This window comes from Ruegeria sp. BE10 (assembly GCF_056538905.1).
On record NZ_JBQFTX010000001.1, the window covers coordinates 798,071 to 823,998 of the forward strand.

At 58.2% G+C, this 25,928-nt stretch carries 24 protein-coding genes; 9 read left to right on the forward strand and 15 right to left on the reverse strand.

The window, feature by feature from the left end; translation table 11 throughout:
- The first annotated feature begins 88 nt into the window (after positions 1 to 88).
- The 5 genes from ACR0M2_RS03975 (at position 89) to ACR0M2_RS03995 (ending at position 5,876) form a co-directional block, all read left to right on the forward strand.
- A complete protein-coding gene (locus ACR0M2_RS03975; protein WP_170349345.1) occupies positions 89 to 1,453 on the forward strand; it encodes an FAD-dependent oxidoreductase in 1,365 nt (454 codons plus the stop codon).
- The gene (locus ACR0M2_RS03980; RefSeq protein WP_480704086.1) at positions 1,453 to 2,427 is read left to right on the forward strand and encodes an isopenicillin N synthase family dioxygenase; all 975 of its coding nucleotides are present in this window, start codon (positions 1,453 to 1,455) and stop codon (positions 2,425 to 2,427) included. The genes ACR0M2_RS03975 and ACR0M2_RS03980 overlap by 1 nt, the downstream gene beginning before the upstream one ends.
- Before the next feature lie 91 nt (positions 2,428 to 2,518).
- On the forward strand, positions 2,519 to 3,592 hold the full coding sequence (locus tag ACR0M2_RS03985; protein ID WP_170360345.1) for an AI-2E family transporter: 1,074 nt from the start codon (positions 2,519 to 2,521) through the stop codon (positions 3,590 to 3,592).
- Entirely contained in the window at positions 3,593 to 4,282 is a 690-nt protein-coding gene (locus tag ACR0M2_RS03990) for a P-loop NTPase family protein (protein ID WP_480704087.1), read from the forward strand.
- A gap of 49 nt (positions 4,283 to 4,331) precedes the next feature.
- Positions 4,332 to 5,876, forward strand: a complete 1,545-nt coding sequence (locus ACR0M2_RS03995; protein ID WP_170548026.1) for a Ppx/GppA family phosphatase — start codon at positions 4,332 to 4,334, stop codon at positions 5,874 to 5,876.
- Here ACR0M2_RS03995 and ACR0M2_RS04000 read toward each other — a convergent pair.
- The 6 genes from ACR0M2_RS04000 to scpA form a co-directional block, all read right to left on the reverse strand.
- Complete coding sequence (locus ACR0M2_RS04000) at positions 5,873 to 6,244, reverse strand: hypothetical protein (RefSeq protein WP_170374435.1); 372 nt, start codon at positions 6,242 to 6,244, stop codon at positions 5,873 to 5,875. The two genes, ACR0M2_RS03995 and ACR0M2_RS04000, sit on opposite strands and share 4 nt — an antisense overlap.
- A 38-nt stretch (positions 6,245 to 6,282) precedes the next feature.
- Complete coding sequence (locus ACR0M2_RS04005) at positions 6,283 to 7,260, reverse strand: endonuclease/exonuclease/phosphatase family protein (protein ID WP_480704088.1); 978 nt, start codon at positions 7,258 to 7,260, stop codon at positions 6,283 to 6,285.
- Positions 7,261 to 7,264: 4 nt separating this feature from the next.
- Complete coding sequence (locus tag ACR0M2_RS04010) at positions 7,265 to 7,945, reverse strand: TerB family tellurite resistance protein (RefSeq protein ID WP_480704089.1); 681 nt, start codon at positions 7,943 to 7,945, stop codon at positions 7,265 to 7,267.
- 9 nt (positions 7,946 to 7,954) lie between these two features.
- Positions 7,955 to 8,479, reverse strand: a complete 525-nt coding sequence (locus tag ACR0M2_RS04015; protein ID WP_480704090.1) for an N-acetyltransferase family protein — start codon at positions 8,477 to 8,479, stop codon at positions 7,955 to 7,957.
- On the reverse strand, positions 8,476 to 9,078 hold the full coding sequence (locus ACR0M2_RS04020; protein WP_480704091.1) for a VOC family protein: 603 nt from the start codon (positions 9,076 to 9,078) through the stop codon (positions 8,476 to 8,478). The genes ACR0M2_RS04015 and ACR0M2_RS04020 overlap by 4 nt, the downstream gene beginning before the upstream one ends.
- A 107-nt stretch (positions 9,079 to 9,185) precedes the next feature.
- Entirely contained in the window at positions 9,186 to 11,312 is a 2,127-nt protein-coding gene (gene scpA, locus ACR0M2_RS04025) for a methylmalonyl-CoA mutase (RefSeq protein WP_480704092.1), read from the reverse strand.
- Positions 11,313 to 11,480: 168 nt separating this feature from the next.
- Between scpA and ACR0M2_RS04030 the strand changes: the two genes are divergently transcribed.
- Entirely contained in the window at positions 11,481 to 11,927 is a 447-nt protein-coding gene (locus tag ACR0M2_RS04030; protein WP_170360357.1) for a DUF4174 domain-containing protein, read from the forward strand.
- Positions 11,928 to 12,003: 76 nt separating this feature from the next.
- Here ACR0M2_RS04030 and ACR0M2_RS04035 read toward each other — a convergent pair whose 3' ends face one another.
- Positions 12,004 to 14,049 (reverse strand): acetyl-CoA carboxylase biotin carboxylase subunit, encoded by a 2,046-nt coding sequence (locus ACR0M2_RS04035; RefSeq protein ID WP_480704093.1) that lies wholly within the window; start codon positions 14,047 to 14,049, stop codon positions 12,004 to 12,006.
- Positions 14,050 to 14,163: 114 nt separating this feature from the next.
- Positions 14,164 to 14,367, reverse strand: coding sequence for a hypothetical protein (locus ACR0M2_RS04040; protein ID WP_480704094.1), 204 nt, complete (start codon positions 14,365 to 14,367; stop codon positions 14,164 to 14,166).
- Positions 14,368 to 15,017: 650 nt separating this feature from the next.
- Here ACR0M2_RS04040 and ACR0M2_RS04045 point away from each other — a divergent pair.
- Positions 15,018 to 16,181 (forward strand): DcaP family trimeric outer membrane transporter, encoded by a 1,164-nt coding sequence (locus tag ACR0M2_RS04045; RefSeq protein WP_480704095.1) that lies wholly within the window; start codon positions 15,018 to 15,020, stop codon positions 16,179 to 16,181.
- An 87-nt stretch (positions 16,182 to 16,268) separates the two neighbouring features.
- On the opposite strand, the gene ACR0M2_RS04050 is transcribed toward ACR0M2_RS04045, so the two are convergent.
- The 3 genes from ACR0M2_RS04050 to ACR0M2_RS04060 all read right to left on the reverse strand — a co-directional run bounded on the left by ACR0M2_RS04050 (position 16,269) and on the right by ACR0M2_RS04060 (position 18,871).
- Complete coding sequence (locus ACR0M2_RS04050) at positions 16,269 to 16,622, reverse strand: alpha-amylase family protein (protein WP_170347980.1); 354 nt, start codon at positions 16,620 to 16,622, stop codon at positions 16,269 to 16,271.
- A gap of 133 nt (positions 16,623 to 16,755) precedes the next feature.
- Positions 16,756 to 17,238: a DUF6497 family protein gene (locus ACR0M2_RS04055; protein ID WP_254440472.1), complete on the reverse strand. Its 483-nt coding sequence runs from the start codon at positions 17,236 to 17,238 to the stop codon at positions 16,756 to 16,758.
- 100 nt (positions 17,239 to 17,338) lie between these two features.
- The gene (locus ACR0M2_RS04060; protein ID WP_480704096.1) at positions 17,339 to 18,871 is read right to left on the reverse strand and encodes an acyl-CoA carboxylase subunit beta; all 1,533 of its coding nucleotides are present in this window, start codon (positions 18,869 to 18,871) and stop codon (positions 17,339 to 17,341) included.
- Positions 18,872 to 19,054: 183 nt separating this feature from the next.
- Between ACR0M2_RS04060 and ACR0M2_RS04065 the strand changes: the two genes are divergently transcribed.
- Both ACR0M2_RS04065 and ACR0M2_RS04070 read left to right on the forward strand, forming a co-directional pair.
- The gene (locus tag ACR0M2_RS04065; RefSeq protein ID WP_170347978.1) at positions 19,055 to 20,260 is read left to right on the forward strand and encodes a multidrug effflux MFS transporter; all 1,206 of its coding nucleotides are present in this window, start codon (positions 19,055 to 19,057) and stop codon (positions 20,258 to 20,260) included.
- 65 nt (positions 20,261 to 20,325) lie between these two features.
- Positions 20,326 to 21,726: a helix-turn-helix domain-containing protein gene (locus ACR0M2_RS04070; RefSeq protein ID WP_170360364.1), complete on the forward strand. Its 1,401-nt coding sequence runs from the start codon at positions 20,326 to 20,328 to the stop codon at positions 21,724 to 21,726.
- A 74-nt stretch (positions 21,727 to 21,800) separates the two neighbouring features.
- Here ACR0M2_RS04070 and ACR0M2_RS04075 read toward each other — a convergent pair whose 3' ends face one another.
- From ACR0M2_RS04075 to betI, 4 genes are all read right to left on the reverse strand, one after another.
- Positions 21,801 to 22,040, reverse strand: coding sequence for an HP1242/YdcH family protein (locus ACR0M2_RS04075; protein WP_480704097.1), 240 nt, complete (start codon positions 22,038 to 22,040; stop codon positions 21,801 to 21,803).
- Between the two features lie 79 nt (positions 22,041 to 22,119).
- Entirely contained in the window at positions 22,120 to 23,778 is a 1,659-nt protein-coding gene (gene betA / locus ACR0M2_RS04080; protein WP_170360366.1) for a choline dehydrogenase, read from the reverse strand.
- A 72-nt stretch (positions 23,779 to 23,850) separates the two neighbouring features.
- A complete protein-coding gene (gene betC / locus ACR0M2_RS04085) occupies positions 23,851 to 25,359 on the reverse strand; it encodes a choline-sulfatase (protein WP_480704098.1) in 1,509 nt (502 codons plus the stop codon).
- Positions 25,356 to 25,928: a choline-binding transcriptional repressor BetI gene (gene betI / locus ACR0M2_RS04090; RefSeq protein ID WP_170347973.1), complete on the reverse strand. Its 573-nt coding sequence runs from the start codon at positions 25,926 to 25,928 to the stop codon at positions 25,356 to 25,358. The genes betC and betI overlap by 4 nt, the downstream gene beginning before the upstream one ends.

Here is a 25,928-nt window from a genome sequence, read left to right on the forward strand (position 1 = left end):
TTTTGCGACCTCGGGACGGTCGGAATTTTGATTGACCCGCCAGCCAAGGTTTTCAATGGTGGCTAAAATGCAAACCCATGAGGCGCCGATGCAAACCATTCAGGAACCCGCCCGTCAAATTCCCGTCGTTCACAAAACCGACGTTCTAGTTGTGGGCTCCGGCCCCGCGGGGCTGGCCGCTGCCTTGGCGGCAGCGCGCGCAGGGGCCGAAGTGTCTCTGGTCGACCGCTTTGGCTGCATGGGTGGCAATATCACCGCCGTGGGTGTCGAAGGATTTGCTTGGTACCGCCATGAGAAAACCGTCGAAGCAGGCGGCATTGGTCTGGAATTTGAAACCCGCGCCCGGGACATGGGGGCAGCGGTGCCAGAAAGCCAGTCGCTCAGCTATGAGTTGGACAGCGAAGGGTTCAAACTGGTTGCTGACAAGCTGGTCGAAGAGGCCGGGGTGCATCCAATGTTGCACCGTCAATTCGTTGCTCCAATCATGGATGGTGACCGGATCACCGGCGTCATCACCGAATCCAAAGCTGGGCGTGAGGCGATTTTGGCCAAGGTAGTGATCGACGCCACCGGGGACGCGGATGTAGCCCATCGCGCAGGCGCGCCCACCTACAAGACCGCGCGCGAGGATATGATGGCCGCTTCGGTCATGTTCCATCTGGCAGGCGTCGACAAGCGCGCCTTTATGGAGGGCGTCAAGGCCGACCCGCAGACCTATAAGGACTGGGGCGGCGGTGGCGAGTGGAACATTGAAACCAGTGGCAAAGAGGACGACATGTTCTCACCCTTCGTCAAGAAACCGTTCCAGCAAGCCATCGAACAGGGTCTGATCCCACCGCATCTGAACACCATCGCCGGCACTTGGGGCGCGGTCCACGATACGGGTGAGCTGACTTATATGAACCTGATCCATATGGACGGGATAGACGGCACCGATCCCGATAGCCTGACCCGTGGCGAGATCGAGGGCCGTCGACAGTCAATGCTAGCCATCGAGGCGCTGCGCCGTTTCATGCCCGGCTGCGAAAACGCGCGTCTGCGGAATTTCGGCATGACCATCGGCATTCGCGACACCCGCAAGATCGATGCGATCTACAATATGACCGAGGACGACGCCCGGCATCAGGGTCGGTTCGAGGATACGATCGGCATCTATCCTGAATTCATCGACGGCTATGGCATCCTGATCCTGCCGACCACGGGCCGGTATATGCATGTGCCCTACCGTTCGATGCTGCCGAAAGGCGTTAAGGGTCTGCTGGTTGCAGGCCGGTCGCACGGGGCGGACAAGGTGGCCCATGCCGCCACCCGCAATATGTCCTGCTGTGCGGTCATGGGTCAGGGTGCCGGGATTGCAGCCGCCCTGTCTCTGAAGAGCAATCAGGACTTGCATGGGCTGAACCTAGCCCCGGTTCATGCTGAACTTGACCGCCAAGGCGTCAGGGTTCACTGATGGGTGGCATTCCCACTATAGACATCGCCCCGCTGTTTAATGCGTCCCATGCGGATTATGAGCAGACCGTTCAGCAGGTCATCAGCGCCTGCACTGACATCGGTTTTTTGTCGATCACCGGAACCGACATACCCACTGACACGGTTCAAAACATGCGCGCCTGTGTGCAGGCCATCTTTGACGTTGAAGAAGGTGCCAAGTGGGATCAGGCCATCACCCGCGACAATTATCGCGGGTTCATCCCGCTGGGGTTCTTCACCCCAAATGACGGGTCTGGCAAGGCGGACAAATACGAAGGCTACAAGTTGCACCATGAGGTCGCCAGCGATGCGCCGATCCGCAACGATTGTGCCTTGTACGGCCCGAATGTCTGGCCGTCGCAGGTGCCAGACGCTCGCGGAATTATCCTTGACTACTGGTCCCAACTCGACCGCGTTGCAGATGCCTTGCTGAGTGCGTTGGAAACAGGATTGGGCCTGCCCGCGCGCCAATTGCGGGACGCCTTCCGCGATCCCATGACCAACATGACTCTGCTGCATTATCCGCCTCAAGCCCCCGATGAGGGCGGCTATGGCATTCATCCCCACAAGGACACCGATGCCCTGACCATCATCGCCCCTGATCCCGTCGGCGGCCTTGAAGTGCAAACCCGCAATGGCGGCTGGATCAGCCCTGACTGCCCGCCGGGCGGGTTTGTCGTCAATATCGGGGATATGCTGGAGCTGTGGTCCGGCGGGCGGCTGAAATCTACGCCGCATCGGGTGGTGAATCGCTCGGGACAGGAACGCTACTCGTTTCCTTATTTTGCCGTGCCCCGCCATGACGTGGTGGTTACACCTCTGGTCGACCCCCTGCCCGGCTTTGATCGGCCCGCGGTACATTGCGGCCATTGGTCTGCGGAAATCTGGCGTACCAACTGGCCGGACGAGGCCGCCCATGACGCCACGCCTGAACTGGGCACGCTCAGCGATTAGCGCCCGGGAAATGTACGGGCGATGAAGCGCTTGCATCATGGGGCTGCATGCGCCAAGAACACTAGCAAGAGCCGAAAACAAGGGGACAGCCATGGCTTTGCCGGTGAAGGATCAGCTCAGGTACTGGGGCATAGCCGCTGTAGTTTTTGTGCTTCTATTGTGGGCACTTGGCGACGTTCTTTTGCCCTTTGTGATTGGCGGAGCAATCGCTTACTTCCTTGATCCAATTGCAGACCGGTTGGAAAACTTGGGGTTGTCGCGAATGGCCGCGACAGGGATTATCACCATTGTCGGCGTTCTGGGATTTGTGCTGATGGTGCTGATGGTGGTGCCCGCGCTGATCACCCAGTTGATCGATCTGGTCGAAGTTATGCCCAGTCTGCTTAAAGAACTGCGCGGCTTCATCGAAAAACAATTCCCATCCCTGCTGGATACCGAATCCAGCTCTCACCAATTCCTTGTGTCGCTGGGCGAGACGTTGCAATCCAAAACTGGAGACGTTCTGCAATCCGTCGCCGCTTCGCTGGGATCAGCCATCAACGTGGTGGTTCTGCTTGTCATCGTGCCGGTGGTCGCCGTGTATCTGTTGTTAGATTGGGATCGTATGATAGCCCGCATAGGAGAACTGCTACCTCGTGACCACGCCCCAACGATCAAGCGGCTGGCGGGTGAGATTGACGATGTTCTTGCCTCATTCGTCCGCGGTATGGGAACCGTCTGTCTGATCCTGGGCACCTATTACGCCGTTGCGCTGATGATCGTTGGTCTGCAATTCGGCCTGATCGTGGGCTTCATCGCAGGGCTCGTGACATTCATCCCCTATCTGGGTGCCCTGATTGGCGGCACGTTGGCTATCGGCCTTGCGCTGTTTCAGTTCTGGGGCGATTGGCTTCATATCGGCCTGGTGGCAGGCATCTTCGCGCTGGGACAGGTGACCGAGGGCAATTTCCTGACGCCCAAGCTGGTTGGCAGCTCGGTCGGGTTGCACCCTGTCTGGCTGCTGCTGGCCCTGTCCGTCTTTGGCGCGCTGTTCGGCTTTGTGGGTATGCTGGTTGCTGTTCCGGTTGCCGCAGCGCTGGGCGTGGTCGCCCGGTTCCTGACCTCAATCTATCTGGACAGCCGCCTGTATACCGGCCTCGACGGGTTGAAGCAGGAAGACGAATAAATGGCCCAACAACTCAGCTTTGATCTACCGGCCAAAACCGCATTAGGCCGCGAGGATTTTTTTGTCTCGCCCGCCAATGCGCTGGCCGTTGCGATGATCTCGGCGACGTCGTGGCCCGGTAACAAGCTGGTCCTCAGCGGCCCTGCCGGGTCTGGCAAAACGCATCTGGCCCATGTCTGGGCTGCCGAAACCGGCGGGCGGATCATTCAGGCCCGCGATGTGCGGTACGAAGACGTGCCCGCCTTGGCCAGCACTCCGATAGCGGTCGAAGATATTCCGATGGTCGCAGGCGACCTCGATCAGCAGAAAACCCTGTTTCACCTGCACAACTTGGTGCTGGCAGAAGGCCATGCGTTGTTGATGACCGGGCGGTTAGCGCCAAAGCTGTGGGAACTGCCACTGCCCGATCTGCAAAGCCGGATCGAAGGGGCGCATCACGTGGCGCTGGACCCACCGGACGATGCCCTTTTGGGGGCCGTTCTGGCCAAGCTGTTTGTCGACCGCCAACTGAATCCCGGACCAGACGTGATTGCCTATCTCGTCAAGCACATGGATCGGCGGTTCGAGACCGCAGCCGAGGTCGTAGCCCGGTTGGATCGTCTGGCCTTGTCGGAAAAGCGGGAAATCACCCGTGCTCTTGCGATCCGGGTGCTAAACGCGGACATGACAGATGTCGCATCCGACAATTGACCCGCACACTGCGATTTCGCATTCTGCCACCCGAATATCTGGAAAAGACATGGATCAGATCGCAGAAGCCAAAATCCCGGACTGGGGATCGTTCGGCAAACCCTTGTTCGACAACCCCGAGGCCCGCGCCCTGTCGCGGGTGGGCGTGGTCGATGTTGGATCGAACTCGGTCCGGATGGTAATCTTTGACGGGGCCGCGCGATCCCCGGCTTATTTCTACAATGAAAAGATAATGTGCGAGCTGGGTGCGGGCCTGTCGGAATCCGGGTTTCTTAACCCGCGCGGACGCAAGCGTGCGCTGTCCGCTTTGCGCCGGTTTCAGCAATTGGCCAATGATCTGGACCTACCGGGCCTGCATGTTGTCGCCACTGCGGCGGTGCGCGAAGCCAAGGATGGACCGGATTTTTGCAATCAGGTTCATTCGGAAACCGGTCTGACCGTTCAGGTCATAGACGGCGGTGAAGAGGCGCGCTTGTCCGCGCAGGGTGTGTTGCTGGGCTGGCCCGGGGCTTATGGCCTGATCTGCGACATTGGCGGTTCATCCATGGAACTGGCCGAGATTGGCGACGGTCAGGTCGGGCGCCGTCTGACCTCGGCCCTGGGGCCATTGAAACTACGCGATATCAAGGGCGGGCGGCGCGCGCGCAAGGCCCATATCAAGGCCACCATGGAAGAACTGCGGGATCAGCTGGGACCGCAGCGGGATCGCCTGTTTCTGGTGGGCGGCAGCTGGCGTGCTTTTGCACGTCTGGACATGCTGCGCCGTGGCTATCCCCTGAACGTGCTGCATGAATACCGGATGACCACAAAACAAGTCCGTGAGACCATAAAGTTCATCGAAAAAGGTGATCCGGATCAGCTGCGCAGTCAGGCGGGCGTGTCTAGTTCCCGCATGGCGCTAATCCCCTATGCGATGGACGTTCTGGCGCGGCTGATCCGCACCTTCAAACCCAAGGACATCGCGATCTCAAGCTATGGCATCCGCGAGGGGCTGCTGTACGAGCAAATGCCGCAGATCCTGCGCGACCGTGACCCGTTGATCGAAGCCAGCTACTTCTCCGAAGCCAAAGATGCCCGTCTGCCCGGATTTGGCAAACACCTGTTTGATTTTGTCATGCCGTTGTTCAAATCCGCTCCAGAGGCACGCGTACGCCTGATCAAGGCTGCCTGCCTGCTGCACGACGTCAGCTGGCGCGCCCATCCCGATTACCGGGCCGAGATTTGTTTCGACAATGTTACCCGCGCCAATCTGGGCGGTTTGAAACATTCTGAACGGGTTTTTATCGGCCTCGCCCTGCAACACCGTTATCGCAACAAACGCGAGGGCAACCGGTTCGAGCCGCTTTACAAACTGCTGGACGAGAAAGATCAGAAACAGGCTGAAATTCTGGGCAAGGCCATGCGCTTTGGCGCCATGCTGTGGATGCACCACGATGTCAAAATGGGCACGCTGCGTTTCTATCCCAAAAAGCGTCAGCTTGAACTGCGGCTGCCCAAAGCCGGAGAACCATTGTTCAGTGAGGTGGCCGAAGCGCGCCTGAATTCCTTGGCGAATGCCCTAAAGTCAGAGGTTCACGTCACTATCCGAGGTTAGATTTCCGTCGCTCCGTCGGCTTCTTCTTCGATTTGCTCGGGCTCTTCTGGTTGATCCTCAGGCTTTTTGCGGATGATGATATCCCCATTGGGCAATATCTCAGGCGCTTCATAGGCGCTCCAGTCCTCGATCTCACCCGCCAGTTCGGCCAGGGCTGGGCCCATCTCTTCAAAGAATGACTGCATTGCCGGGCCAAATTGGCTGACCAGCCCCTGCAAGTCTTCCAGCGCGGGTTCCATTTCCTTGCGCAAACCTTCAAAGAACAGCTCGGCCCCCTGCTCCATCAAGGATTTGCCGGTATCTTCCTCGGCATGTGCGGGCAAGGCCAGCGCGACCGATAACGCGCAGATCGCAATGAGATGTTTCATGTCAAAGAATATAAGCAGAGCCTTCCGTCGATAAAAGGTCACAACGCGATATCCAGAGTAACGGGGAAGTGGTCGGACGCGGTCAACAAGGCCTGATGCAAGTCCTCTGACGCACGAAGGCCTGCGTCTTTGAAAGGGTGCCAGATACGCCACGCCGGACGTTTGGCGCGCAGGTTTTCACTGACCATGATGTAGTCCAGCAGCGCCTCAAGATACTGCCCACCCTCGCGGGCAAACCGGGCGGTTGACGGCTCTGCGTCCGTCCCCGCAGCATGCGGGTCAAACAATCCGGCCTGCAGCAGAATTTCGACCGAGGATCGGCCAAACAGGTGTTCAAACTCATCCAGCCCCGGCCCATCGTTCAAATCGCCCAGCAGGATGACCTGTTCCTCGGCCTCGACATGCGCTTTGACACGCCGAGACAGCCACACGGCCTGCGCCAGTTGCTTGCGGCGATTCGCGATCGAGATGCGGATCGCCTCATCCCGCGATCCCGCCCCGTGCGGGGCCTTGGATTTCAGATGCGCCCCGATCAGGCGAAGCTGCGCGCCGGATCGGATCTGCACCGCCAGTTCCATCGGGGGTTTGGAAAAACGCACAAGATCCTCGGTCGCATCGATATCGAGGTCGATATGGAACACGTCGTCGAACCTGGGGGCCGCATCGTTGCCCGCAACCGGGTCGTGCCGCGCTTGCAGCACATTCGGATCGTAAAGCAGCGCCAGCTCTTGATGGGTATCGTTGGGAAACCCCATCACCGCGTGTGAGGTGCGCAGATCAAACGCCTCGGCAAAATTCTGCAAAGCACGGATGGTGTCCTGCGATTTCCCGGAATTGGGGGCTTCGACAATCAAAACTGCATCCGCGTCAATTGCCGTCAGAACCTTGGCGATGGCCTCGACCTGCTGCGCTTTGGTGACGTTGTGACGACCGGACCAGCGATCATTGACGACCAAATTATCATTGCGGTCAAACAGGTTGGCGAACCATTCTATATTGTAGGTCGCCAACCGCATTCGCCTACGCCTGTGCGCCGTTGATCTCGTCCCAGGCGCGGTTGATGTCGATCATCTTTTTCTCGGCCAGACGGATGGCTTCCTCGGGCACGCCGCGGGCCATCATCGCGTCGGGATGGGTATCACGAACAAGTTGCCGCCAAATCTTGCGGATTTCAGGCAGCGGCATGTCGTGCGGCACTCCCAACACGGTATAAGGGTCATTGGGTGCGTCAGGCACAAAGCGGGCACGCAAGGCCAGGAACTGCGCGTCGGTCTGACCAAAAATGCGGCTGACCTGTTCCAGAAATTCGTTCTCGTTTGGGTGATAGAACCCGTCGGCCATGGCGATGTGAAACAGCCCCTCCATCAGGTCGCACAGTGTGGTGCCGTCATCGGCAAACATGCGGGCAATCTTGCGGGCATAGTCCTGATAACCGGCAACGTCCGTCCGGGCCATGTCGAAAACACGTGCGGCACCGGCCTCATCATCGCGGGCAATCTGGAAGACATCGCGAAAGGCGGTGACCTCATCCCGCGTCACCTGCCCGTCAGCCTTTGCCATCTTCGCACCCAGCGCGATCACGGCAATTGCAAACGCAACCGAGCGTTCCGGCGGCGTGCGCAGTTTTTCAAATACGTCCGTAAGGCTTTCACCCTGGGCAAGCGCACTTAGCGCATCGGATATGCGGGTCCAGATCGACATGGGCGCACCCTAGCGTCCGAAATCGCGACTGTCAGGTACGACAGGTGGGTCAGAGGAAATAATTTTCTGCATCAGCACAAGATCCAACCGTTTGCCCCATTTGAATCCAACCTCTGGCATGTGCCCGACTTGCTTAAACCCCAGCGCCGCGTGGAATGCGACCGCCCCAGGATTCGCCGAGGAGATCCCGGCCACCAGCACATGCACACCTTCCACCCGGGCGGCGGTCTCAAGCGCCGCCATCAATGCCCTCCCACCCCCCTGCCCCCGAACATCAGGTGCCAATTGGATCGTAAGCTCGCGGCACTGCGCGTAACCTGGCCCGGAGCGGTATGGGCCGTAGGTGGCAAAACCCACAACTTGCTTGCCTTTTCCCGCAACCCAATAGCCGTCCCCACGAGAAACAATATCCTTAGCGATGCTTTCGACGCTGCGCTCATCCGTGGTGAAGGTCACAAGCGTATCGCGGATGATCGTGTTGGTAATTTCCGCGATTGAGGCGGCGTCCGCGACCTTTGCGCGCCGTATTTTCATTCCAGCACGCGGGGGCCATACGGGGTTTCGAACTCGGCCCGCAAGGCGGCCGGACCGGTATCGAATACCACGGTTTCCAGATTACCCAGCAACCGCGCCAGATCCAAAGCGTCAGGATGAAAGACCACTAAACGTCTCAGGCGGCATCCACTGTCTTGCAACATACGCGCCGGGTGTAAATCGCCGTGCCATTGAATGAGCGCAGGAAACAGATTGTCGAATGGCAGCCGCCCGTTGGGCGGGACCGCCATTTGCCACCTCAGCGCGCCTCGGGTCAGGTCAATTGGTTGGCCTACGCCATCTGGGAATATGGACAGTGCGGCCTGGATATCTGAGACCCGGCATATCCAGTTTGTTAGGCGCGGCTGGCCAGAAAGTCGATCCAGATCGAACCACCGTGTGCGCTTTAGTTTTGGTGCCTGCGGGTCAATTGCGATGGCCTCGAGATAGAGCTCTTCCCGCAAACCCAGTAACCGGTTGTGCGTGCCGAAAGCATCATGTTTACCGCCCGCCTGCAGTGGCACTCCCAATGCCTGTTCGATATGGGCCGAGGCTTCTTCCAATGTCTCGCCCGCAACGGCCAAATGATCCAGTAACACGTACGCTGCCTCCAACAAAAAAAGACCAGATCCCGATGGATCTGGTCGCATGTTTTCGCCAACGGCGTTGAATCACAAGATTTTTCGGCGAAAAATCTTGGCGGGCCTCAGCTTTTTGCTTCTCGGATCAGACGCAGGATATCCTGCGCGGCCTCGGGGATATTGGTTCCCGGACCAAAGATCGCCTTCACGCCATGGTCATAAAGGAACTGATAATCCTGCTGCGGGATCACGCCGCCGCAGATCACAATGATGTCCTCTGCCCCGGCTTTCTTGAGTTCCTCAACGAGTTGCGGCGCCAGTGTCTTGTGCCCCGCGGCTTGCGAGGAAATGCCAACCACATGCACATCGTTATCAACTGCGTCTTGCGCAGCTTCTGCAGGTGTTTGGAACAACGGGCCAACGTCCACGTCAAACCCGATATCGGCAAAGGCTGTGGCGATGACTTTGGCACCCCTGTCATGCCCGTCCTGCCCCATCTTGACCACCAGCAAACGGGGGCGACGGCCTTCGGCTTCGGCGAACTCCTCAATGGATTTCTGGATCGCAGCAAAGCCCTCATCACCTTCGTAAGCCGCGCCATAGACACCGGCCAAAGTCTTCACCTCGGCGCGGTGGCGGCCGAATTCTTTCTCCATTGCCATGCTGATCTCTCCTACGGATGCGCGGGCGCGAGCGGCCTCGACCGCAGCAGCCAGCAGGTTGCCGCCCTCGCGGGCGGTCTTGGTCAGTGCGTCCAGCGCTTGTTGGCACGCAGCTTCGTCGCGAGTGGCGCGAATGCGTTCCAGACGTGCCACCTGAGCCTCACGCACGGCGACATTGTCGACGTCCAGGATGTCGATCGGGTCTTCCTGTTCCTTGCGGTATTTGTTGACCCCGACGATAACCTCGTCACCCCGGTCGATCATCGCCTGACGACGGGCGGCGCTTTCTTCGATCCGCAGTTTCGGCATGCCCGAGGCCACGGCCTTGGTCATACCGCCCATTTCCTCGACTTCTTCCATCAATGCCCAGGCCTTTTCGACCAGTTCATTGGTCAGGCTTTCGATGTAGTAGGACCCGGCAAGCGGATCGACCACATCGGTCACGCCGGTTTCTTCCTGCAGTACCAACTGAGTATTCCGCGCGATACGTGCCGAGAAATCGGTGGGCAGCGCAATCGCCTCGTCCAGCGCGTTGGTATGCAGCGATTGGGTACCGCCCAGAACCGCACTCATCGCCTCATAGGCGGTGCGGATCACGTTGTTGTAAGGGTCCTGCTCTTGAAGCGACACACCAGAAGTCTGGCAGTGGGTGCGCAGCATCTTCGACCGCTCGGATTTTGCTCCGAACTCGGTCATAACCCGGTGCCACAAGGTGCGTGCGGCACGCAGTTTGGCAATCTCCATGAAGAAGTTCATGCCTATGGCAAAGAAAAATGACAGGCGTCCTGCGAATTTGTCCACGTCCATCCCGGCCTGCGTTGCGGCGCGTACGTATTCACGCCCGTCCGCCAAAGTATAGGCCAGCTCCTGCACCAAGTTCGCTCCGGCTTCCTGCATGTGATAGCCGGAGATCGAAATCGAATTGAATTTGGGCATCTCATTCGACGTGAATTCAATAATATCCGAGATGATCTTCATCGAAGGATCGGGCGGATAAATATATGTGTTGCGCACCATGAACTCTTTCAGAATGTCGTTCTGAATGGTGCCCGACAGGACGGATTTGTCGTGCCCCTGCTCTTCGCCCGCCACGATAAAACTGGCAAGGATGGGGATCACCGCACCGTTCATCGTCATCGATACCGAGACCTTGTCCAACGGGATGCCATCGAACAGGATTTTCATATCTTCAACGCTGTCGATGGCCACACCAGCCTTGCCGACATCGCCAACCACGCGCGGGTGGTCACTGTCATAGCCCCGGTGCGTCGCCAGATCGAAAGCAACCGAGACGCCTTGTTGGCCCGCAGCCAGATTGCGGCGGTAAAAAGCGTTCGATTCCTCGGCCGTCGAGAACCCGGCGTACTGGCGAATTGTCCACGGCCGCCCCGCATACATCGTCGCCTTCACCCCGCGCGTAAACGGACCGAAACCGGGCAACGATCCCATATGCGGAAGATTGGCAGTGTCCTCCTGCGTATAGAGCGGTTTGACGTCGATGCCTTCCAACGTCTCTTTCGTCAGATCCTCCAACGGACGCCCGCGCAGCTCTTTTTCGGCTAGCGCGTGCCAGTCTTTCGTATCGGTCATAGCGATATCCTTTTTTTAATTCGGGTCGCGCTGGGGCCTGGCCTGCGCGTTGTGGTGTTCGGACGGGTTGGTTCAGACAGCGCTTTACGCAAAATTTTGAACCTTTGATGCAATTCGCCGGTCGCATTCACCGACGCAGGGGCTATATTCAATTCAACAGGAGGCCCCATGATACGAACGCTTGCCCTTGTTTTCTCGGCACTATTCCCGCTGGCCGCCTTGGCTGCCGACGGGTCCGCACCGGTGGAAGACGAATTTGTTCGCCCTACTGGTGACAGTGATCTCAGTGAGTTTCTTTGGGTCAAACGGCCCATCGTCGTTTTTGCCGACACGCCAGCCGACCCGCGGTTCCAGCAACAGATCGATATGCTGATCGAAGGCGAGGCAGCGATGCGCGACCGTGATGTGGTCGTGCTGACCGACACCGACCCTTCGGCGCGGTCTCCGATCCGGTCGCAGTTGCGGCCTCGCGGGTTCCAAATGGTATTCGTCGACAAGGACGGCGTGGTCAAACTGCGCAAACCGTCCCCATGGAGCGTGCGTGAAATCGGCCGGTCCATCGACAAAACCCCCTTGCGCGAACGCGAGATTCGCGAGCGGCGCCAGGGCGGCTGAACGCATTCGCCACGCCCAAAGCACCCGGCGCAAAACGCCGGGACCATTTGGATATATGACGAACGCGCGGACATGATCACTCGAACTCGATGATCACGTCGTCCACGGCCAGACTGTCGCCGGGGCCTGCGTTGATCTTGGCTACCACGCCTTTCTTCTCGGCGCGCAGGATGTTTTCCATCTTCATCGCCTCGACCGTACAAAGCGCCTGACCTTCCTGAACCTCCTGACCTATTTCGACGTCGATCTTCACGATCAGGCCGGGCATCGGGCACAGCAACATTTTCGAGGTATCAGGTGGCAACTTCTCGGGCATCAGCTTGGCCAGTTCTGCCTGACGCGGTGTACGGACATGAACTTTCAGGTCAGCCCCTCGATTGCGAATACGGAAGCCGCCAGAGATTTTGCCGACCTTCAGAACAAGCGGAGCGCCGTCTACATCTAGCAACGCAAGCTGTTCGCCCGGTGTCCAATCTGATGCAACACGCATCACTGCACCGTCAGTGAACGTAACCGTTGACCCGTCATGATCCGCCTCGATGGCAAGTTCGAAATCCTGACCTTGCAGGGTGACGGTCCAATCGGTTCCGACCTTACGCTCGTGATTATCCATGCGGCCCGAAACACGGGTGCGGCGAATCTCAGCAACACGATGCATCGCCGCGCATGAGGCCGCGATGCGACGCAAGTCGGCCTCGGGCAAGATTACACCTTCAAACCCGTCGGGATATTCTTCGGCGATGAAGGCCGTTGTCATATCGCCGCTGACGAATTTCGGGTGATCCATCACTGCGGACAGGAACGGCAGGTTGTGACCGATGCCTTCGACCTCGAAACTGTCCAGCGCTACACGCATCGCCTCAATCGCGGCTTCACGGGTCGGGGCCCAGGTACACAGCTTGGCGATCATGGGGTCGTAATACATGCTGATCTCGCCGCCCTCATAGACACCGGTATCATTGCGCACGGCGGCCTCACCATTGGGCGCATCACCCTGCCACTTGCCGTTGTCCAGCATCGGGCCAGCTGCGGTTTCCTGCGGCGGGCGATAGCGGGTCAAACGGCCAATCGACGGCAGGAAGTTGCGATACGGGTCTTCAGCATACAGACGGTTTTCGATGGCCCAGCCGGTCAGGGTCACGTCGTCCTGCGTGATGGACAGAGGCTCACCCGCAGCAACGCGGATCATCTGTTCGACCAGGTCGACGCCGGTGATCAACTCGGTCACTGGGTGTTCCACCTGCAGGCGTGTGTTCATTTCAAGGAAGTAGAAGTTCTTGTCGCCATCCACGATGAATTCCACCGTACCCGCGCTGGCGTAGTTCACAGCCTTGGCCAGAGCGACAGCTTGTTCGCCCATCGCCTTGCGGGTTTCGGGGTCAAGGAAGGGCGACGGGGCTTCTTCCACGACTTTCTGGTTGCGGCGCTGGATCGAGCATTCGCGTTCTCCCAGATAAATCCCGTTGCCGTGGCTGTCGCACAGTACCTGAATCTCGATATGGCGCGGCTGGGTCACGAATTTCTCGATGAAAATCCGGTCATCGCCAAACGAATTCGCGGCCTCGTTCTTGGAGGACTGGAACCCTTCGCGCGCTTCTTCGTCGCTCCACGCGATCCGCATGCCTTTACCGCCGCCACCGGCGCTGGCCTTGATCATGACCGGATAACCGATTTCGTTCGAAATCTTCACCGCCTCATCGGCGTCTTCGATCAGGCCCATATAACCGGGAACAGTCGAAACACCCGCATCCTGCGCGATTTTCTTCGAGGTGATCTTGTCACCCATGCTTTCAATCGCACCAACCGGGGGACCCACAAAAGCCACGCCTTCGGCATCCAATGCCTCGGCGAATTTGGCGTTTTCAGACAGAAAACCGTAACCCGGATGCACCGCCTGCGCCCCGCTCTGGCGGATGGCATCCATCACCTTGTCGATCACAATATAGGACTGGTTCGCGGGCGGCGGGCCGATGTGTACGGCCTCATCCGCCATCGATACATGCAACGCTTGTCTGTCCGCGTCCGAGTATATGGCAACTGTGCCGATACCCATCTTGCGTGCAGTCTTGATGACCCGGCAGGCGATCTCACCCCGGTTGGCGATCAGGATCTTGTTGAACATGGAACGTCCTTTGTCTTGATGTTCTGGAAACGCAAAACGCCGCCGCAGGGCGTAAACCCTGCGACGGCGTGATGCGCAATGGCAACCGGAGCGGCGGGCGCCCCGAATTCTTGGTTAGTAACAGTTCTTCTGTGTTTTGCAGTACAGCAAGTTGCCCGCAGCCCCGACTGCTGCGCCGACAAACGGATCCGCTCCGATGACCGCCGAACCCAGTGCCCCTGCGCCGCCGCCAAGCAACGCCTGTTCACCGAATGAGTCGCCGCAGGCAGCAAGGCCCGCGCAGGTCGCAACGGCCAGGAAGAATTTTGAGATTCGCATGTGTTCTGCCCCTTTAGATTTCTTGATGCATTGGGGCGCAGATGCCGGAACCAAGCGCTGTTATTCAATAACAAGCGCTGGAAATGGATGTTTTGCGCAGATTTATGCCGCATTACGCCTGCATTGTGCGCAAAGAAAAACGCGGGCAGGATTTTGTGGGTTTCACAAACCTGCCCGCGGAAGGAAGGGGTACGGAATAGTAGGTGCTTGTGCGGCGCAGGCAAAGTAGAGCCGCACGGCCCGATCACATTGCACGGCACAAATGAGGCCGCAAACAAAGTATTGTTTCCACCCAAATTTCCGGCCAGAATTCGCCCATAAGGCGAATTCCCGCGCAAAATCGTGCCGACACCGGGTCGTCCCGACTGGAAAACGCCATCCTCTGAATCAGTCACACTTCCGTTACAATTCGCGCTTCCGAGGCAGTTTTCTGCATGTGCAACATCACGTCTCAGTTCGCTGAACCCATTTGAAAAAGTCTTTGCGAACGTATGGTTGACAGATCTGTTCACTTTGCTGTGAAAAATATCGACTCTTTGCACAATTTTGCTTGAGGAAAACGGCGCTTTCTTTGCCGTTCTCGTGATTTCCCCCACTGACGTTTGCGTGAAACTTTGCGTGGGCACACTCGCACACAAGGAATCAACTGCATGATTACAAATAGAAAAAAGGCACTCTTGCTTGCTGCCTCTGCGCTTAGCGTCACGGGCACACTCGCGCTCGCTCAAGATGCCGGAACCCAGGCTGAACTGGATGCGCTGCGCGCCCGCGTCGAGGCGCTGGAGACCGCAAATACGGGCTCTGGGGGCGGAGACGGAGACCTGAAGATCGGAAACACCACCTTGGATCTCTATGGCTACGTCAAGGCCGACTTTTTCTACGATACGGATTTTGAACTTGGCGACTTGGCCGATACGTCGCGGATTGGTGAGCCCCAATTTGCCACGGATGGAACCTTTGGCGCCACGGTTCGCCAATCTCGGGTCGGATTGCGCACGACGACGCCAAGTGCGTTGGGCGATATCGGTGGTCAACTGGAACTGGATCTTTTCTCCGGCGGTACGGACGGTCCGGCCGAATTGCGTCTGAGACACGCCAACATCACAATCGGTGACCACTGGTTGATCGGTCAGTACTGGACCAACTTCCAGCCGCTGGATACCTATCCGACCTCTGTGGAATTCAACGGCCCCGTTGGTATCCCCTTCGCGCGTGTCCCTCAGGTGCGCTTTACGAATAAGATTGGCGGCAACGCAACCTTTGCCCTTTCGGTTGAAGAAAATGTCGGCGCTTCGAATTCCGATGATCCGGTTCTGACAGCGTCGGCGGAATATAATGACGGGAAATACATCGCCCGAGCCTCGGCCTTGTACGGCAGGGCACAATCCGGTGATGTCGAAGTTGATCAAACCGGCTTTACTCTGTCGGCTGGTATCCGTCCCTGGGAAGGTGGCCTGTTTCAGGTCAACTACGTCGACGGCGAAGCGCTTGGCCCATATCTGATCGGCTTCGGAGACGCCATCGTCGGTGGCGAGGCCAACGACGTTGACGGCTTTACCGTCGAACTCCGGCAGCAAATTAGCGAAAAGTGGAATGTCGGCATTGCCTATGGCGAAGAAGATTACGACCTGCCCACCTCGACCGGAACTCTGGCTTTTACCGAGCTTGAGACAATCCACGTCAATGCCTTCTACAAGGCAACCGACGACCTGACGTTCAGCGCCGAATATTTCTTTGGCGAACGCAACGACGCGTCTACAGGCCGGACATTTGACTCGGACCGTGTACAATTCGCGGCCCAGCTGAATTTCTAGGCACACAAATCCACCCTGCCCGATCCTGGGCAGGGTTTTTTCCGAAGTTTCCCCCGAATGGATATGCGCGACAGCGGGTTGCACGGATCAGCGTATCCCGTCGAAGATATCGGGGAACGACATGCGCGCCGCGTCCACATCAATCACCAGTAGCGCATCATAGCTGGCCGGATCGAACGGATCTTCGGCCGCGATCACCTCACGCTCGAACAACCAGCTTAGGCGACCGGCGTCCAGGTTGCCACGCTCGAACGGCTGGTCTCCGAAATTCTGCCACAGCGCTTCCATAAACGCCGCATCCGCGCGGCGATCGGCGGGTTTGCGGTCACGGAACCGCTCGCGCCGGGCAATCGGGGTTACGCCCTTGGGATTGGCGCGGCGAATGGTGAACTGAAAATCAGTTCCGGCCAGACGTCCGGGGAATCCGCGGTGCTTCAGCATGCCAGCACCTCGTTGTTCGATGTATTCCGGGAAACAAACTTGCACCCGAGTGCAGACGGGATCATTTCGCGCACCTCCAAAGTCGCTTTGGTGTCTAGGAACGCTCGGACGTGGTGAAAACGGGGTTTCATGGTCAGAGCCCCTCCCAGATACATTGGGATTGCTCCAGCCGGTAGGCTTCAAAGTACTGAGTTGCGTCGGGTGACGATCGCCCGAATTCAAGGGGTCGATCAGACAAGGAGATTACGACCCGCGCCGGATCAAGCTCGTATTTCGCGACATAGGCCACCGCAAGGGTTTGGCACAGATGTTCCATGTCCACCGAGGCCACATCATACCCGATCCGTCCAACGTCCGATCCGATCTTGGGCGCGATAAAACGGAACCTGACCCACAGCTCGCCCGGGTTGTTGTCCAGCAGCACATCACTCAGATGCACGGGCTGACCAGAGGGGACAGGCAACAGGTTTTCGGATTGAGCGATTGCAGGGGAGGTCCATGCCAGAAACGCCAGTACAAAAGCGCGATCCCAGACCCACAAGTGGGCTCCTCTCTCCGGGATCGCGCGCGCATGGCTTTCGGCCCGCGCGTGTTTGTATCTGGTAAGACGTCTCATCTAGCAGCTTTGGCCTCAAAGTCAAACGTACCGACAGTTACCCTTGCCATGACCCGCCCAAGGAGCATTCTGCAAAGGGCAGGTCATTCAGCGCAGTCCGTTACAGCGGAATGTTGTCGTGCTTTTTCCACGGGTTTTTCAGCTGCTTGTTGCGCAGGCTGGCAAATGCGCGCGACACTCGGCGGCGGGTGGATTGCGGCATGATCACCTCGTCGATGAAACCGCGCTCAGCCGCAACAAAGGGGTTGGCAAAGCGATCTTCGTAGTCCTGCGTGTGCTGCGCGATCTTCTCGGCATCGCCCAGATCGGCACGGTGGATGATCTCAGTCGCGCCCTTTGCACCCATCACCGCGATTTCAGCTGTGGGCCAAGCATAGTTGAAATCGCCGCGCAGGTGCTTGGAGGCCATAACGTCATAGGCGCCACCATAGGCTTTGCGAGTTATCACGGTGACCTTTGGAACCGTCGCCTCACCATAGGCAAACAACAGCTTGGCGCCGTGCTTGATCACCCCGCCATATTCCTGCGACGTCCCCGGCAGAAATCCGGGCACGTCCACCAGCGTCAGGATCGGGATTTCAAAACAGTCGCAGAACCGCACGAACCGCGCCGCCTTGCGCGAGCTGTCAATGTCCAGACACCCGGCCAGAACCATCGGCTGGTTCGCCACGACACCCACAGTCTGTCCTTCCAACCGGATGAAACCAGTGATGATGTTCTTGGCGTAATCTTCCTGAATTTCGTAGAAATCGCCCTCATCCGCCACCTTGGTAATCAGCTCTTTCATGTCGTAGGGCGTGTTGGGATTGTCCGGGATCAAAGTATCCAGCGAGGTTTCAATCCGTTCGGGGCTGTCAAAGAACGGACGAACGGGCGGTTTCTCTTGGTTGTTCAGCGGCAGGAAATCGACCAGACGGCGCACCTCGGCCAGTGCTTCGACGTCGTTTTCAAACGCGCCATCAGCGACCGAGGACTTCTTGGTGTGGGTCGACGCACCACCCAGTTCCTCTGCCGTGACAACTTCGTTTGTCACGGTTTTCACCACATCGGGGCCGGTCACAAACATGTACGACGTGTCTTTGACCATAAAGATAAAGTCGGTCATCGCCGGGCTGTAAACCGCACCGCCCGCACATGGCCCCATGATCACGCTGATCTGAGGAACGACGCCCGAAGCCATGATGTTGCGCTGAAACACTTCGGCATAACCGGCCAGCGAAGCCACGCCTTCTTGGATTCGCGCACCCCCCGAGTCGTTGATTCCAATTACAGGCGCGCCGTTTTGGATCGCCATATCCATGATCTTGCAAATCTTCTGCGCATGGGTTTCCGACAGCGAACCACCAAACACGGTGAAGTCCTGACTAAACACATAGACCATGCGGCCATTGACTGTGCCCCAGCCTGTGACCACACCATCACCCGCAGGCTTTTGATTTTCCATCCCAAAGTCAGTGCAACGATGGTTGACGAACATATCAAACTCTTCGAAACTGCCCTCATCCAACAACAGTTCGATCCGCTCGCGTGCTGTCAACTTACCGCGGCCGTGCTGCGCGTCGATACGCTTTTGCCCACCCCCAAGACGGGCGTCGTTGCGGCGGTCTTCAAGCTCAGTCAGGATGTCTTTCATGGCGCTAATTCCCTGTGAAATTTAGGCGGACACTATACGCACGGATGCCGTTGCCAAAGTACATTTCGGCAAATTTGCAAACCTTTGGCAACAAAGTTATGGAAAACTGTAAAATTGCTAAGTTTCATACTGAAACACCGTCTTGGATAGCATTCCCTGAAACGGTCATTATACCTGTGAACCATGCAGTTTAGTTCGCCTATGGCGCGTCGGTCGCCACCCACCATTTTCACGCTGGTTTTGCTGTCGGGGCTGTCCGCCCTTAGCCTGAACCTGTTCTTGCCCAGCCTCCCAAATATGGCGCTGCATTTTCAGACCGACTACAAGGTCATGCAACTTTCCATCGCGCTGTACCTGCTGGTCAATGCGGTGCTGCAGGTACTGATCGGCCCGATTGCGGATAAAGCGGGGCGTCGCCCGGTTTTACTGTGGGGATTGGCGCTGTTTCTGATCGCCACGCTGGGCTGTATCTATGCGCCGACGGCCGAGGTTTTTCTAGCCTTTCGAATGTGCCAGGCCATCGTGGTGGTCGGCATGGTGCTGAGCCGAGCAGCCGTCCGGGATCTTTATGATCAGGATCAGGCGGCCTCGATGATCGGCTATGTGACGATGGGCATGGCCATCGTACCGATGATCGGCCCTGCCATCGGCGGCCTGCTTGAGGAAAGCTTTGGGTGGAAAGCTAATTTCTGGCTGCCTTTCGGCCTGGGCGCTTTGACGCTGGCCTTGACCTTTGTCGACTTTGGGGAAACCTCCGCCAAAAGCGGTAAAACGCTGGTGCAGCAATTCCGAGAATATCCAGAGCTGCTGCGCTCACCTCGGTTCTGGGGCTATTCCTTGTCCTCTGCCCTGTCTTCGGGCGCGTTTTTTGCCTATCTGGGCGGCGCGCCCTTCATCGGTACGGAATTGTTCGGCCTCAGTGCCGCGCAGGTCGGCATCTATTTCGGCGCTCCTGCTGTCGGGTATTTTGTCGGCAATTTTCTCAGCGGTCGATACTCGGTCAGATTTGGCGTGAACCGGATGGTATACTGGGGATGTTGGCTGAACGCGATGGGTGTTGCCTTGTCGGCCATCCTGTTTCTGGCAGGTTTTGGCACCGCGCTCAGCTTCTTTGGCCTCATGACCTTTGTGGGCCTTGGCAACGGCATGACGATCCCCAACGCCACCTCGGGCGCCCTGTCGGTTCGTCCGCATCTGGCCGCCACCGCCTCGGGCCTCAGCGGCGCGATCATGCTGGGCGGTGGTGCGGGCCTCAGCGCCCTGGCCGGGACGTTGCTGACCCATGAAACCGGCGCCATGCCCCTGCTTTGGCTGATGCTGGCAACATCGGCGCTGGCGATCTGCGCGATTGCGTCCGTTATCCGACGCGAGAGGCAACTGGGCTTGTAACACAGCTTGCACCGCATGGTTTGCAAAGTTAGCTTGCCACAACGGAAAAGTTGCAAAGAAACGCCATGGCCACTCAAAAGCTATATGCCGGTGCGAAACTGCGCGAAATGCGCACACGCCTGACCCTGACGCAAAAGGAATTCGCCACCAAATTGGGCGTCTCATTGCCCTACTTAAACCAGATGGAGAACAATAACCGGCCGATCTCGACCACAGTTGTTCTGGCTCTGGCACAGGAATTCGGTATGGATGTGACCGAGCTGAGCACCGGCGACAGCGAGCGTCTGGTCTCGGACATGCGCGAGGCTTTGGCCGACCCGGTTTTCGATGACGCCACACCACCACTGGCCGATCTGCGCCTGACGGCCTCGAACGCCCCTGCGCTGGCGCGCGCGTTCATCGCACTGCACCGCACCTATCGCCAAACCCATGAACGGCTCGCTTCGCTGGACGAAGCCTTGGGTCGCGAGGACGCGCAGATTCAGGCCAGCCCCTGGGAAGAGGTGCGTGACTTTTTCCATTATTGCGACAACTACATCGACGCGGTCGACCGCGCGGCCGAACATTTTTCGACCCGCGCTGGTAAAGCCGATGGCATAAGGGCGGAAGCGATCAACAGTCTTAATGAGCGCGACATTCGGGTGCAATTTGTCGATATACCCGAAACACGGAAATACGACGCTGACAGCAAGACACTGCAACTCTCGTCCCGTATCGCGCCGCAAACACAAGTGTTTCAACTGCTGCTGCAGTTGGCGCTTATCAGCCAGGACAAACTGCTCGAAGCCACCCTGGACTTCGCCAAGTTCCAAAGCGAAGAAGCCCGCGCCATCGCCAAGATCGGTTTGGCCAACTATTTCGCCGGGGCGTCGTTGATGCCTTACGACGCCTTTCTGACCGCAGCGCAGGATTATCGCCACGATCTGGAACTGCTCAGCAACCGGTTCGGCGCGTCAATCGAACAAGTGGCACACCGGCTTTCCACACTGCAACGCCCCGGTGCCAAAGGCATCCCGTTCTTCTTTGTCCGCGTTGATCAGGCTGGTACGATTACCAAACGCCATTCGGCCACTCGACTGCAATTTGCACGTTTCGGCGGTGCCTGCCCCCTGTGGAATGTCCACCGTGCCTTTGAAACGCCCGGCCATTTCCTGCGGCAACTGGCGGAAACACCCGACGGCGTGCGCTATATCTCTCTGGCTCGGGATGTTTCGAAATCGGGCGGTTCCTATGGCGCGCCGGTGCGTCGCTATGCCATCGCGCTTGGTTGCGAAATCCGCCACGCCGAAGCGCTGGTCTATGCCGACAATCTCGACATCAATAACGCCAGCGCCTATGAGCCCATCGGCATCTCGTGCCGTATTTGCGAACGGCAAACCTGCCACCAACGCTCGGTCCCGCCGCTGGAACGCCGCCTGTCGATCGACGCCCACACCCGTGGAACCCTGCCATATAAGGTCACCTGATCTTCACCTGGCCTGAAAATACTTCGGGGGAGTCGCGGCCTGCGGCGACGGGGGCGTCGCCCCCGCCTTAAGGTTTAGGCTTTCGACAAGATCGCCCAGATCTCATCCTTGAGCGCCGCGCGCTTCTTACGCATTTCACTCTCGGTCAGATCTTCGACTGGTTCGATGTTGGTCTCGGCCCGATGCACGATGCGGTTGATCTCGTGATACTCATCCGCCAGCCGGGCAAAATGTGCATCCGATTGCTTGAGCTGGCTCATCAGCTCGACCTTGTCCGGAAACTCTTCGGCCAGTTCATGCGGGGTGTGGGACATTCCTGTTCGCTCCTCAAAATATGTCGTTGCGATTCAGGTCTATACGTCTTTTCCACACCCTGCTTTGACGCGGATCAAATCACCGCTGCGCTGTTGCCCATGCCGGATGAATCCACGGACGGTCATTGGCTTTCGGCAGAGCTTCTTTACCCAACAGATGATCCGACATTTTCTCACCCACCATAATCGACGGCGCGTTGAGGTTGCCGTTGGTGATCTGCGGAAAGATCGAGCTGTCGGCGACGCGCAGGCCGTCCACACCAATCACACGACCCTCAGGATCGACCACCGCATTCTTGTCATCGGCCCGACCCATGCGACAGGTGCCGCAGGGGTGATAGGCGCTTTCGGCATGTTCGGCGATGAAGCCATTCAGCTCTTCGTCTGTCTGCACGTCGGCACCCGGCTGGATTTCCTTGCCCGCATAGGGTTTGAACGCATCTTGCCCGAAAATCTCGCGGGTCAGGCGGATACATTTGCGGAAGTCCTCCCAATCCGTTTCGTGGCTCATGTAGTTGAACCGGATCACCGGCGCGTCCTCGGGCTTGTTCGAACGCAGCGTGACAGCCCCACGCGAAGGCGAACGCATCGGCCCTACATGCGCCTGAAAGCCATGCCCCTCGGCCGCCGCCTGCCCGTCATACCGGACAGCAATCGGCAGGAAGTGATACTGGATGTCCGGGTATTCGACACCGGGGTTCGACCGGATGAAGGCCGCGCTTTCGAACTGGTTCGATGCGCCAAGGCCGGTTTTGGTAAACAGCCACTGCGCCCCGATCAAGCCCTTGCTGATCAGGTTCCAGTGCTTATACAGCGTGATCGGCTGCAGCGAAGCCTGTTGGATATAAAGCTCCAGATGGTCCTGCAAATTCGCCCCCACACCGGGGCGATCAGCGACAACTTCGATCCCATGTTCGGCCAGATGTGCCGCCGGACCAATGCCCGACAACATCAACAGCTTGGGCGAGTTGATCGAGGATGCGGCCAACACCACCTCGCGCCGCGCACGGATAATTTCCTTTTTACCGTCACGCACCAGCTCAACACCCGTCGCACGGCCGTTCTCCATCACCACGCGCGCGGCCAGCCCGCGCACGATATCGCAGTTTTCACGATTGAGCGAAGGCTTCAGGTAAGCATTCGCAGCCGACCAGCGCCGCCCTTTCCAGACGGTCTGCTCCATCGGGCCAAAGCCTTCCTGTTTTTCGCCGTTATAATCTCCAGTAACTTCATAGCCAGCTTGCTGACCAGCATCGACAAAAGCCTGAAACAGCGGATTTTCACGGGGACCGCGCGAAACATGCAGCGGCCCATCAGTGCCGCGCCATTCAGGATCACCACCATGGCCACCATCATGCCAGGTCTCCATACGCTTGTAGTAGGGCAGCACATCCGAATAGGACCAGCCATCAGCCCCCATCTCGGCCCAGGTGTCAAAGTCACGCGCATGACCTCGCACATAAACCATGCCGTTGATCGAGGATGACCCACCGATCACCTTGCCACGCGGACAGGCCAGACGGCGGTTATTCAGGTGCGGCTCGGGTTCGGAATGATAGCCCCAGTCATAGCGCGACATATTCATCGGATAGCTCAGCGCCGCGGGCATCTGGATGAACGGACCGGCATCGGTACCGCCATGTTCGATCACCAGAACCGAGGCCCCAGCCTCGCTCAGGCGATAAGCCATCGCGCATCCTGCGGATCCTGCGCCAACGATGACGAAATCTGCTTCCATTATTTGGTCTCCATGCCCCGCCGAACCAAGTTGCGAATTTTCGGCGAGGTATCTTCGATTAGGTTGATAAGTCTATTCGCCACGCGGAAAACGCGCGTTTTCCTCAACGACGTTCAGATCCATGTGATTGCGCATGTAGCGTTCCGATGCCCTCTGCAGAGGCTGGTAGTCCCAAGGGTAATAGCCACCCTGCCGCAGCGCCTCGTACACCACCCAGCGGCGGGCCTGGCTGGCGCGGACATCCGCGTCGAACTGATCCAGATCCCAACGGGCGTCGGACTTGGCGCGCAGCGTTTCCAGCGTTCCAGCATGCGACGGGTCTTCGGCCAGATTGACCTGCTCTTGCGGGTCGGTCTCAAGATCGAACAACTGATCCGGGTCCAGCGCGCAGCGGTTGTATTTCCACTTGCCATAGCGCAGCGAAACCAGCGGGGCATAAGATGCCTCGGCCGCGTATTCCATTGCTACGGGCGCGGTGCGCTCAACGCCCTTGGCCAGCGGCACGAGGTCTTCCCCATCGGTCCAAGGTTCGATCTCGGCCATATCGACACCTGCCAACGCACCCAATGTCGGCGCCACGTCGATTGTCGAAACTGGCGTGTCGATCCGGCCGGCAGGCAAGTCAGGGGCCGAAATCATCAGCGGAACACGGGACGAGCCCTCGAAGAAGGTCATCTTGAACCACAATCCACGCTCACCCAGCATATCGCCGTGATCCGAGACAAAGAGGATGATCGCCTCTTGCCGTGTACTTTCCAGCACTTCAAGAATCTCGCCTATCTTGTCGTCCAGATACGAAATATTGGCAAAATAGGCGCGGCGGGATTTGCGGATATCTTCTTCGGTGATGTCGAAGCTGCGCCAGTCATTGGCGTCAAAAATCCGTTTGGAGTGCGGGTCTTGGTTGTCATAGCCAAGGTCCGCGACCTCGGGCAGCAGATGTTCGCAATCCTCGTACAGGTCCCAATACTTGCGGCGCGCCACATAGGGATCATGCGGATGGGTAAAGCTGACGGTTACGCACCAGGGGCGGTCATCCTTACCGCGCGCCAGATCATACAGCTTGGTTTTGGCGTTATAGGCGACCTCGTCGTCGTATTCCATCTGGTTGGAAATTTCGGCCACGCCTGCGCCCGTCACCGAGCCCATGTTGTGATACCACCAATCAATCCGTTCACCCGGTTTGCGGTAGTCGGGCGTCCAGCCGAAATCGGCCGGATAGATATCGGTGGTCAGGCGATCCTCGAACCCGTGCAACTGATCGGGGCCGACGAAATGCATCTTGCCGGACAGGCAAGTGTAATACCCCGCACGGCGCAGATGGTGCGCATAGGTGGGGATGTCGCTGCGGAACTCAGCGGCGTTGTCGTAGACGCCGGTCCGCGACGGCAACTGGCCGGACATAAAGCTGGCCCGCCCCGGCGCGCATAGCGGTGAGGCCGTATATGCATTGGCAAACCGTGTCGACCTTTCCGCCAATTTCTTCAGATTGGGTGCATGCAGCCAGTCTGCGGGACCATCTGGAAAGAGTGTCCCGTTGAGCTGATCCACCATCAGGATCAGAATGTTCGGTTTTGTCATTTTTCAGCCTCGAGCAGAGTGTTGAGGACACGCAATGCGTGATTAACCGCCAGTTGCGGCTTTTTCGGCGCGCTCAGCGCGGCGCGGATATACAGCCCGTCAATCAGAGCAATCATATTCTCGGCCGCTTCGACCGGGTCGCTCATCAACGGGCGCAGAGCATCAATCAGATTGGAACGGATACGCGCCTGATAGATCTGCCACAGGCGCAGTGCGTCATCGTTGGTTTGGGCCAGAACGTAAAACGTCATCCATGCGGCAATGACATCGGGCGTAAAGCACGAGGGCGCAAAACAGGCCCGGATGATGGCCTGCGCCCGCTCCTGCGGTGCGGCTGCCTTAAGCTCGCTGCGAGCCTCGGCACCGAAATCGGACAGGATGCGTTGCATCGCCGCCAGAAAAATCTGGTCTTTGCCACCGAAATAGTGATGCGCAAGGGCGCTAGACATGCCGGCCCGCTTGGCGATTTGGCTGACGGTCACATCTAGGGATTTCTTCGACCCAAGCTCGGCAATCGTCGCCCGGACGATTGCGTCACGGCGGATCGGCTCCATTCCGAGTTTCGGCAT